The 1,466-nt window shown below is 54.0% G+C and carries 1 protein-coding gene and 1 pseudogene; both read right to left on the reverse strand.

All coding sequences use genetic code 11. The annotated features are described in order from the left end of the window. Positions 1-57: 57 nt before the first annotated feature. Positions 58-1,161, reverse strand: coding sequence for an ABC transporter permease (locus GBM95_RS11660; protein ID WP_193222702.1), 1,104 nt, complete (start codon positions 1,159-1,161; stop codon positions 58-60). Further along, positions 1,073-1,466 (reverse strand): annotated as a pseudogene (locus tag GBM95_RS11665) (IS1634 family transposase); the annotation flags it as partial. The pseudogene GBM95_RS11665 and the gene GBM95_RS11660, both read right to left, overlap by 89 nt.

Consider the following 1,466-nt stretch of genomic DNA (forward strand, 5'->3'; position numbering starts at 1 on the left):
ATCCGCCGAAGGCGGAGAGGGCAAAGCCCTCACTGAGCTCAGACTACAACCTACTTTTTAAGAACAAAATCGGCGAAAGCTCACTTGACATTCACCGATGGCGGTGTTGACGCCCGCAAGACGTTTAAGGGGCTGCAAAACGAGGAGCATGGCGGCGAGGAACGTCACGAACTCGCCGAGCGTGATCATGCCCTGCTGCGTCTGCCAGAGCGCGATAGCCAGCACGATGGCAACACCTGTCATGCCGATCAGCTGGGTCGCAGGCGTGCCGATTGAAGAAATCTTATTGATGCGAATAGCCAGGTCGGCAATTTGATCGTTGACTTCTCGAAAGCGCTTCTTCTCGGCGTCGTACGTGCCGGAAATCTTGATGAGACGCTCGGCTTCGTAAGTCTCTTTCACGCGCATGATGAGCGTGGCAACGTTCTGCTGGCTGGAGAACATCACCGATTTGATCTTCTGCGAAATCCAGCGCAACAACTTTGCGATGACGGGACCGAGACAAAGAGCCGCTATGGCGAGCAGCCAGTTATGCCAAATCAAGATGATAACGAGCGCGACGGTCTGAACCGAATCGCGCACGAGGATGATGGCCGATTTCGCAGCGCTCGAGAGCGCGAAATTCGCTTCGTTGATGAATTTCGATGCAATGAGACCGGTGGGATTGTTTTGATAAGCAGTCGCAGGCCAGCGCAGAATCCGAGAAAAGAGCTCGCGACGCAGCGTCATCATCACCGACTGGCTGATTCTCGCAAGCAGATAGTTGCTTGCGAGCATGCTGCCGCCGTTCAATGCCGAAATGAAGATCAGTCCGACAGGCGCCGCAATGATGATCCACGGCTCCTGCTGATAGAAACCGATATCGGTGAGCTTCCCGAGAAGAAGCGCAATCAAAGACGACGCAGCCCCTGCACCGATCATTGCAACGAGAGCGAGGATTATCGTTGTCTTGTACTTAACAAAATAAGTTAAAAGACGACGGATACTATTGGACTTGACAAAAAACTCCGTGAATTTCCAGAAATCCGGTAACAGCACCCCTTGAAGCTGCATGACGATAAGGGGAATATTTTCACAGAGGCTTGCTGGATTTCTTCTCCTGGGCTTCTCGCTTCTCGCGCTCCAGCGTTGATTTGTTCTTGCTGCCTTTGGGGCGGCCACGACCTCTCTTGGGAGGAGCAGCCAGCAAGGCTTCTCTTTCGAGCGTCTTCTTGTTTTTGCTGCCCTTGGGTCTCCCAGGCTTACGTTTTGCGGGGGCAGGCATGGTCGCCTGCAGAGCTTCCCGTTCAAGCGTTTTCTTGTTTTTACTGCCTTTGGGGCGTCCGGGTTTCCGCTTAGGCATCTCTGTATCTTCCAGAGCTTTCTTCTTCGCGGGTCTTCCGGGTTTGCGTTTGGGCGCAGGCGTCAAAAACGGCGGCATCGTGCGCGTCTGGCTGTGAACCGGATTTCTGCGACCGTTCACCTCC

This window comes from Sutterella seckii, from assembly GCF_009183815.1.
Classification (GTDB): Bacteria; Pseudomonadota; Gammaproteobacteria; order Burkholderiales; family Burkholderiaceae_F; genus Sutterella; species Sutterella seckii.